Source organism: Geofilum sp. OHC36d9 (genome assembly GCF_052400685.1).
In the GTDB taxonomy this organism is placed as follows: Bacteria; Bacteroidota; Bacteroidia; order Bacteroidales; family Marinilabiliaceae; genus CAZHHH01.
Window position 1 is genome coordinate 1 of sequence record NZ_JBQTGJ010000034.1, and the last position, 10,002, is coordinate 10,002.

Annotated in this window: 3 protein-coding genes; 2 read left to right on the forward strand and 1 reads right to left on the reverse strand. The window is 38.7% G+C overall.

Translation table 11 applies throughout. The features are described 5' to 3' along the window. The coding region (locus tag ACT3CD_RS17040; RefSeq protein WP_444646872.1) for a T9SS type A sorting domain-containing protein at positions 1 to 324 on the forward strand (324 nt) is incomplete at its 5' end. Positions 325 to 994: 670 nt separating this feature from the next. On the opposite strand, the gene ACT3CD_RS17045 is transcribed toward ACT3CD_RS17040, so the two are convergent. After that, a complete protein-coding gene (locus tag ACT3CD_RS17045; RefSeq protein WP_444646873.1) occupies positions 995 to 6,436 on the reverse strand; it encodes an Ig-like domain-containing protein in 5,442 nt (1,813 codons plus the stop codon). Positions 6,437 to 6,985: 549 nt separating this feature from the next. Here ACT3CD_RS17045 and ACT3CD_RS17050 point away from each other — a divergent pair. Continuing rightward, the coding region (locus tag ACT3CD_RS17050; RefSeq protein WP_444646874.1) for a GLUG motif-containing protein at positions 6,986 to 10,002 on the forward strand (3,017 nt) is incomplete at its 3' end.

A 10,002-nucleotide genomic window follows, 5' to 3' on the forward strand; every position in this document is an offset into this window, starting at 1 on the left:
TTGGGCGATTACGAAGTCGAGATAATGGTAAGCGATGGCGAATTGATGAGTAATACCATGGATGTGACCATTACAGTAGGGACAAATGTTTCTATTCACGCAATAGAGCAAAATACAACGGCCATCAATGTTTATCCCAATCCGGCTACCACCGTCATAACGGTATCAGGAAGCACCGGTGTTGCAAGTCTTTATAGCTTAGACGGGACAAAAGTGCTGGTTCAGGATTTAAGCCATAGTAATAGCATCAATATTTCGGCCTTACCCAGTGGCTTATATTTGTTAAGTGTGGATGGCGTTATTATTAAAGTGGTTAAAGAATAAACAGGAGAAGCAGATACCCCTTCTTTGACCTTTACAAAAAAAGAGGTTGTCTAATAAATGACAACCTCTTTTTAATTTTACCCAATCAGTAAATCATGGAAGAGGGGATATAAATAAAACCAATTTTTTGAGTTTCTCCCCGTTGTTAGATTTGTTGATTGAATGTGTTGAAAAAGACTATAATTGCGTTATGATGAAACGAGCCATGAGAATTGTTTCACACACAGAAGTATAATTATCCTGGCGAGTTCCATATGACCACTGAAAGATAAATTGTAATCATATTAAACGATTTTGAAAATTCCCATCTTTTTTGTTATAACTCGTTGATTAAAGTTAAAATACAGATTAAATCTTAATTTTTCTGATTGTCTCTTTTTTAGTTCAAAATATGATACCGAATAGGCTGTTTTTTCAGGTATTGCAGCAGCAACTGTTCATCAAATCATCCCACTCGCTGGCGCGACTTTGTAATTCATGCCACATCTATCACGTCATTCTCATCCCTTCCAGTACCAATTGCGAATTCCGAAAACTTCCGGGCACGCGTTTTCGAATCATCCGGACACCTGTAAAACGGTTCATATTCCCCCATCTTTAAGGGACCGAAACATCCGGAAATAAAAAAGGCAAACCCGGATGGCCTGCCTTTTTTTTAAGTTTGAAAAAACTATTTTTGAATCATTACCTTTTTGGTTACACTAAAATTATCACTGTAAATTTTCAGGTAATACATTCCTGTTGAATTGTTTCTTACATCAATTTGGAAATTCTCATTTGCATGAATGTTACCAAGTTTATTTTTATAGATTAAACTACCTGTAACGTTAATTAATTCAATCGTCAGATTATCTTTTGCCTTAAGGAAATTAAGGTTGATGTAATCTCTTGTTGGTACCGGGTAGATGTTAACCAGATCGTTCAATGCAGGAGAATTAATGCCTGTTGCTGCATTTGTGGTAACCATGATTGTATCTGAATTTGAACAGCTGTTTGCATCTGTTACCAGGACAGAATATTCATATTCGCCGGCTTCGATTGATGCACCATTAACAACAAGTGTTTGATCGATGGAAGCATCATTCCACACATAAGTGGCAAAACCTTCACCAGCATCAAGTGTAACAGATTCAGCTGTAGTGATTGTTACATCATCGCCTAAGTCAACAACCGGCAGGCTGTTTGCCGTTAATTCTACACTTGCACTGTTTGAACAGGCGTTTTCATCAGTTACCGTAACAGTATATGTTCCGGCTTCACTAACAGTCACAGTTTGTTCAGCAGAAGAATTATTACTCCATGCATACGCGCTAAAACCTTCACCTGCGTCAAAAGTGATTTCATCGCCATCACAAATTTCTTCCGTTGTTGGCAGATCAACGATAGGCAAACTGTTTACCGTTAGTTCTACACTTGCACTGTTTGAACAGGCGTTTTCATCAGTTACCGTAACAGTATATGTTCCGGCTTCACTAACAGTCACAGTTTGTTCAGCAGAAGGATTATTATTCCATGCATACGCGCTAAAACCGTCACCTGCGTCAAAAGTGATTTCATCGCCATCACAAATTTCTTCCGTTATTGGCAGATCAACGATAGGCAAACTGTTTACCGTTAGTTCTACACTTGCACTGTTTGAACAGGCGTTTTCATCAGTTACCGTAACAGTATATGTTCCGGCTTCACTAACAGCAATTGTTTGTTCTGTTGAAGAATTACTCCATGCATATGCGTTAAAACCTTCACCTGCGTCAAAAGTGATTTCATCGCCATCACAAATTTCTTCCGTTGTTGGCAGATCAACAACCGGCAGGCTGTTTACCGTTAGAACAACACTTGCATTAGCCGGACAGGCAAATTCATCGGTTACGCTAACCGAATAAATACCTGCGGCATCAACCGTTAATGTTTGTTCTGTTGAAGCATCGTTCCATTCATAGGTCGAAAAGTCATCACCGGCATCGAAGGTTATTTCATCTCCAATACAAATTGATGCCGTTGGCGCGAGTGCAATAGTGGGATTATGAACGGTAATATTAACTGAATCCATTGAAACGCAACCATAATAATCAGTGGCAATAACTTTATATTTATTTGTTTCAGAAGCCGTTATTGTTCGGGTTGATTCGCTTGTTGACCAGTTGTAATCGGCAAATCCGTATCCTGCGTTTAAGCTCAGTGTCTCTCCCTGACAAATATCACTATCGCTAGCGTCAATTGTAACAGAAGAATAGCCTCCACTTATATTATTCAGTGTTACCGGAATGATAAGATCCTTCGTATCAGGATCATTTGAACTAATTGTAATGTTTGCATTATATGTTCCGGCAGGGAGTTCAGATCCTACTATTTTTACACTAATACTGGCCGATGCATTATTTGCAATGAGACCTGATTCTTCACTAAATTCAACAAACGGCTCATCGGCACTAATTGAATAATTAAGGTCAGCTTCGCCATTGTTAAATATTTCGATTGGCGCTTCAGCAGATGCCGTACACTCAAGTGTTGCATTAAAACTTGTTGAGTCAACAGCAATATCAGCAAAGCTTGCTACGCCTTCTCCTGTCAGACAGACCTGATAATCTCCAATGTTGGTCTGTAAAGTAAGATTAGCATCAAAAGTCGAGTTGACGTCGGGTTTTAAATAAACCGAAACCATGGCACTATCATAAGGTGAAATTTTATAAACTGTATCGGTCACTAAATATTGAGATAAGCTGGCATCAATATCATTAACTAACAGAGTGTCGCAACCAATATTGCTGATAGTAACCACTCTTTTTAGTGAATCGGTTACTGCAACTTTAGAAAAATCAATACATTCAGTAGGAAGAGAAATCTCGGCCTGGCCATCGATAGTAAGTTTTACAACAACGGTATCCAAAGAGTTTAATGGATCATTTGATGAAACTACAATGTTAGTATATGATGTGCCGGTATTAATTTGTTCAAAGGTTAAATCAACATCAACCACCTGAGAGCCTCCTGAACTAATTGTTCCGGTGGAAGGCGTTATCGTAATTGATTCATCGCTGTCAACGTCAATTGCATCGAGAAATGCCGCCATGATGTTGAGTGTTTCACTATCGCTGACATAACCACCATTTTGTGAAGCGTACAATAAATAATAAAGAACATTTACATCTTCTAAATTAGAAACTTTGTGATAATCATCATCAGTATTGGTACGAAAATCCTGCTCTACATTAGGATTTTCAGTAATGAACAGGTGGTTTACAGAAGGATCTTCAGTTGCATACACTCTTTTCACAAATCCATAATAAGTCGTTCCATTATGAACCAGAGTCAGCTTTTTACCATCAACGGAACCATTACCATCAGCACCCAGATCTCCATTTACCTCAAAATCTGAAATGTTATCTAAATTTCCGGCAAATACAAATAGGCCATCGTATTCACGGGTAAAGTACCGGCCTTTTTCCCCGAGGTACGAACTTTCCATTATATCATCACTATATTTAATATCACCGCCTATATCTGTACTCAGGTAGTTTCCCTGATCATACATGTCGTCATTACCATCATTGATATTATATTCATCACCATCATAATAAAAATCAGATCTATTTGGAATTACATCTAAGATAGAGGTATAGTTTGCATCAAGGTTCCCGGAAATTAATTCCAAATCAACAAAAGTGTTTTTCACATTGTATTCAAGTGTTCCGGCGCCGGCATTATTAATGGTAAAGGAAGTCGACGCAATGCCATCACATCCCATACTTACTTCAACCGTATCAGGGTTTACAGTCATCTCAGGTGCATCCAGTCCACTTCCTGTAAGACTAATATTTAACTCCGTTTCATCAGTATGATAAATGACTAAGTGATCGGAAAAATCAGTCAGGCTTGTTGGTTTGAAACAGACACTAATCATTGATGAGTCATTTGGCATGATTTGCAATGAAATGGAATCTTCAACCATAAATTCGGCCAAAGTTGTTTTTACACTATCAACAAATAAGGTGTCGCAACCTGAATTATATAGCATTAAATCAAAAGATGCAGAGTCATTAACAATAACATCTCCAAAGTCGTATGAGCTCACTGAAGACGCTATTTCCGGATCTCCATCCTTATTAATGACGCAAATAACAGTGTTCGTTTCGTTTACCGGATCATTGGATTTGATAAATAAGGTGTTCTCTAATAACCCTGAATTTAAACCGTCAGAGTCAAAGCTTACGGATATTTCCTGTGATGACCCGGGCGTTAGGGTACCACTTGTTGGATTAAATTCAAGCCCTTCGTTTTGGTTTCCAATAAAAATATTGTCCCAATAAATGTTTGAATCTGTGTAATCAGTCAGATATACGTCTGAAACATAATCGGAGTTATTGAAGAAAGGTATTTCCTTCTGAAATAATTCACCATCGATATAACAGTCAAAAGTGGCGTTGTCAAAATCTATATTTTTAAATTCGAATTGATACCAACGGGATTCGTCAGTGTAAAAATACAAACCATCACAGATGTCAAAATGAGAATCAGCGGCATCTTTGTATACAAAATTTATTATGCCCCCATTATCCGATGCATTCTCGTCTCCAACAAAAAATATTGCATTATCATCACCCTCAGTGTCAGGATATACCATTACACTGATATATTCAGGTTGAGATGAAGTAAAGGATTGCATCATTCCGTGATATGTACTCCAGTCAGAACCACCAGACATAATTGCTGAATAGGTTCCATCACCTGCATTAGATGTAACAACAGAAACACTTACTTCAGAATCAATCGTCCAGTCGCTAATGTCGCCATCTTCAAAATCATCTTCAAATACAGCACTGCTTATGGTATATTCAAGGTCATTTTCTCCTGAATTTTGGATGTTAAATGTAAAGTCGAGAGTGCCTGAGCAGTCATTTATTGAGCCTTTCAGAGTATCTGTATCAAGCGATATTGTAGGTGAGGCAATACCTTCTCCGCTTAAATTAACCGAAACATCAGTATCGTTGGTATAAATCTGAATCGCATCGGTATATGTTTGTAATGCGGTGGGAGTGAATGTTACTGATATTGTTCCCGTATCGCCCGGCATAATGTCGAATGCTGACTTGTCAAATGAAATATCAGATTGGGCGTTTTTTACTGAATCAACATGTAAAGTGTCACAACCAGTATTACTTATGCGAATATCTTTAGAAATAGTACCGTTAATGAATACTTCGCCAAAACTGATTTCGCCGGTCAGTAAATTCAGTTCGGCCGGATCGTCATTTACAGTAACCACTTGGGTTATTGAATCCTTGCAATATACGGGCGTGAATTTAACAAAATCATTTGATGCACTCCAATATGCCTTGTTTCTTCCATCAATAGCATACCCCAGTGTTCCGTCTTCATTTTCCACTCCCATGGTTTTTTCATCATCAGAAGAAGAAATATCTGTAGAATGAATTTCAATGACATTTGTTGTTTCAAATAGTTTTATCTGAGTGGTAACAGTGTTTTCATCATCGTAATAAGGCACATCTGAAATGTTAATAACACAAACTCTGTTAGGTGCAGTTCCTAAGGTAACGTATGTTATTGTTCCTCCGGCGTCTGGGTTTAGATCAGTCCAGGCGAAGGCGATTAAGTTGTTTGGTGATTTCGGGTTAGGGATATCCTGTGCATTATAATCATCATCAGATCCAGAATCGAATGTAATAAATCCGTTTGAACAGATGTAAAATTCGGTATAATCTACGCCGAAAAAATTAAATGTAAATTCCAAAGAAAGTGCCGGTGATACTTTATCGTCGGATAAAACAACGTCATTTCCGGGGCTTGTGATGGGATTGAAATCTCCTGTCTGATCTATTTTATAATAGATGTTGTCGAATACATATTTAATTTCATGTGTTCCGGCACCGGCGGTTGAAGGATCAAATAAATCATCCGTAATTCCGGGTCCGCTAAAAGTTCCGCCATAAGGGAGCCCTGTAAGCTGCGTTGCCTGGTCAATAATACAGTATTCTGTATCTAATCCTGAAATACTTATATCGTCGCATTGGGCTGATAAGTAATTTGTTGAAAAAAATAAAGCGCTAAATACAAAAATATAAGGCACCAGTTTTGATAAATAAAAATTTTTCATAAGCAGAATTTGTTTATTTGCGTAAATGTAATGAAAAACCGACCGGTACTTACAAATGTTCAAAAACGGAAGGGGTTGGAGTTGTGGTTTAAATAATTATTATGTTTCTAAATTGTTTAAGGTTTGAGTCTTAACACGATATGACATTTTTATTTAAAATTGTTCTATATTAATAGTGCTGAAGCTTTAAGAGACCTGTTTTTACTGTTAAAATTTGTCTCTTGTCATACGCAATAGTAAAAGTGAACTATAAGAATGGAAAACCTGCCGTCCTCCTTTTTAAGCGGTTTCAAAAAAGCCCGGAAATCGACCCGTTTGGAAGGCTAATATTGGTTGAAGTATGGTTATCATTATGGAAAAGAACATTTTCTGATTCGCTTAAAATTTTTATTTTTGATGGCATAAGTAGTGGTTTATTGGTGTATTTTGCTTTATAACTGCTTTTTATATAGCGATTTAGACCATGTGAGCCACTATTTTTTTTATTTTTTTGTTTTCAAGTTTTACAGAAGTGGAAAAAATTAAATTAATATCTGAATTAATATAGAGATGCAACAAAAACTTTTACTTTTTATTGCTCTGTGGCTGATTGCTGCGAAGAGCGTATGGACACAAACAGCAATCGCACCTACAGGAGGCGGAACCGAAAGCGATCCGTATCAGGTTGCAAGTATTGAAAATTTGTATTGGATTTCGCAAACCACTGCGGAATGGAATGCTTTTTTTGAGCAAACCGCCGACATTGATGCTTCCGAAACCAGTACGTGGAACGGAGGGGACGGCTTTTCGCCCATTGGTAACAGTAAAACAAAGTTTACCGGGAATTATAACGGGCAAGGTTATACAATAAATAATTTAACGATTAATCGTCCTTCAACTGATTATGTCGGTTTATTCGGCTACAGCTATGGCGCAACGATTAATAATTTAGGTCTTACCAATATTACTGTAAAAGGAGGCATGCATGTTGGCAGCCTGTTGGGATACAATTACAAGTCATCCCAGGTTAATAATTGTTATGCCGCCGGCTCGGTTTCTGGGAGTATTTATATTGGCGGTCTGGTGGGGGGTAATAATTTTTCATCACAGGTTAATAATTGTTATTCCACCGGCTCGGTTTCTGGAAGTAATTATATTGGCGGTCTGGTGGGGTTTAATAATTTTTCATCCCAGGTTAATAATTGTTATTCCACCGGCCCGGTTTCGGGAAGTAATAATGTCGGCGGTCTGGTGGGATGCAATTATGATTCATCCCAGATCAATAATTGTTATTCCACTGGTTCTGTTTCGGGAAGTAGTATTGCTGGCGGGCTGGTGGCGAGTAATAATGCATCAACAATAAGCTACAGTTATTACAATAGCGAAAAAAGTGGTCAAACCTCCGGATTGGGCTTCGATGATAACAGCCAGACCGTAACAGCTCTTACTACGTGTCTTATGAAACAAAGTAGTAGTTTCCCCGATTGGGATTTTGAAAATATCTGGGAAATTACGGAGGGGACTTCTTTTCCGCGTTTGATTGGTGTGGCGGATGCACCTGTAATTTTACCTGTTCTTAGAAAATTTGCCAAAGCAGATGTGGAATATCGCGATACCATACAGGTAATAGTTATGGACAATCCGGATGCGACTCTGGAATTATTACAGTCCCCCGAAGGCATGTTACTTACGCAGGACTCTGTTCTTACCTGGACACCAACGGTGTGCGGCGATTACGAAGTCGAAATAAAAGTAAATGATGCATATGGCTTGCAAAATACGTATATCTATACCCTAACTGTGACAGAATTAGATGGGCAGGGAACTGTTGATAATCCTTTAACAATTACTTCACTCAACGATTTAAAATATTTATCTGAAGCATCTTCACTATGGGATAAAATTTTTTATTTTGAGCAAACTGCCAATATTGATGCTTCCGAAACCAGTATGTGGAACGATGGGAAAGGCTTTTCGCCCATTGGTAACAGTACAATAATGTTTACCGGGAATTATAACGGGCAAGGTTATACAATAAATAATTTAACGATTAATCGTCCTTCAACTGGTTATGTTGGTTTATTTGGCTACATCAATGGTGCAATAATTAATAGTTTAGGGCTTACCAATGTTAGTATTATAGGGTATGGTTCTGTCGGCGGTCTGGTGGGAAGTAATTATCCTTCATCCCAGATAATTAATTGTTATTCTACCGGTACAGTTTCGGGAAATAATAATGTTGGCGGTCTGGTGGGATACAATCGTTATTCATCTCAGGTCAATAATTGTTATTCTACCGCTACAGTTTCGGGAAGTACTAAGGTCGGCGGTCTGCTGGGGTATAATTATAATTCATCTTCGGTAAATAATTGTTATTCTATCGGTTCGGTCTCGGGAAGTACTAATGTCGGCGGTCTGGTGGGGTATAATTATAGTTCATCTTCGGTAAATAATTGTTATTCTACCGGTTCGGTTTCGGGAGGTTATTATGTCGGTGGTCTGGTCGGATATAATGGTTATTCAAATGTTAACGACAGTTATTATAATAACGAAACAAGTGGTCAAACCTCCGGATTGGGCTTAGATAATAACAGCCAAACCGTAACAGCTCTTACCACTAAGCAAATGAAACAGCGCAGTAGTTTCCCCGATTGGGATTTTTCAGAAACCTGGGATATGGTTGACGACAAAACTTATCCGGCTTTATTAAACGTGAACAATAATGCGCCTTTTGCTTTTGCAGATACTTTAGAGGTTGGTGCCGGCATTGATTTAACAGCATCTGTTTTATCCAACGATTATGATTACGAAACCGCACAGAATTTACTGACCTATAAAATCGTTGACTACCCGGGAAAAGGAAGTATCAATAGTGGCGTTTATAGTTTTAATGCCGAAACCCCTCTAGGTACCAGCGATGTCATCACGTATTGTGTTGGTGAGCTTATTGCCGAAGGCGAGACCCTTTGGGGTAGTTCTGCTACCGCAATTCTTAAAAAAGTAAATTCGGTCCCTGAACTCATTGCAGTTAGAGACACCTCAATTAATGAGGGCACTTCAGTTGCATTATCGCTTAGCGATGTCAGTGCCAGCGATGCCGACAATGATGAGCTTTCGTTGGTGATTACCGAGGGTGAGAATTATACATTAGATAGCTATACCATTATACCGGGCACTGACTTTTATGGCACTTTATCGGTAGGCATTGCTGTTACTGACGGTGATTTAATCAGCGATACTTTAACCATGACCATTACGGTCATTGCAGTACCTGATACGACGATTATTACCTGGGGAAGTCCTGAAGACGGGGTATACGGCACTGCGATTGGCAGCGATGCCATGAATGCCACAGCCAGCAACACCGAAGGTGTTATAACCTACAGTTTTAGCGCCGATAGCATTTTTGATGCAGGGACTTACGAGTTAATAGCGACATATGCGCCAAACAATAGTAAGGATTATACCGCTACCAGCGATACCGTAGAATATACGGTCAACAAATTACCTATCACAGTAACGGCTGATGCCGGTCAAAGCAAAACCTACGGCGAAGCAGATCCTGTATTAACCTACACGGTAAGCCC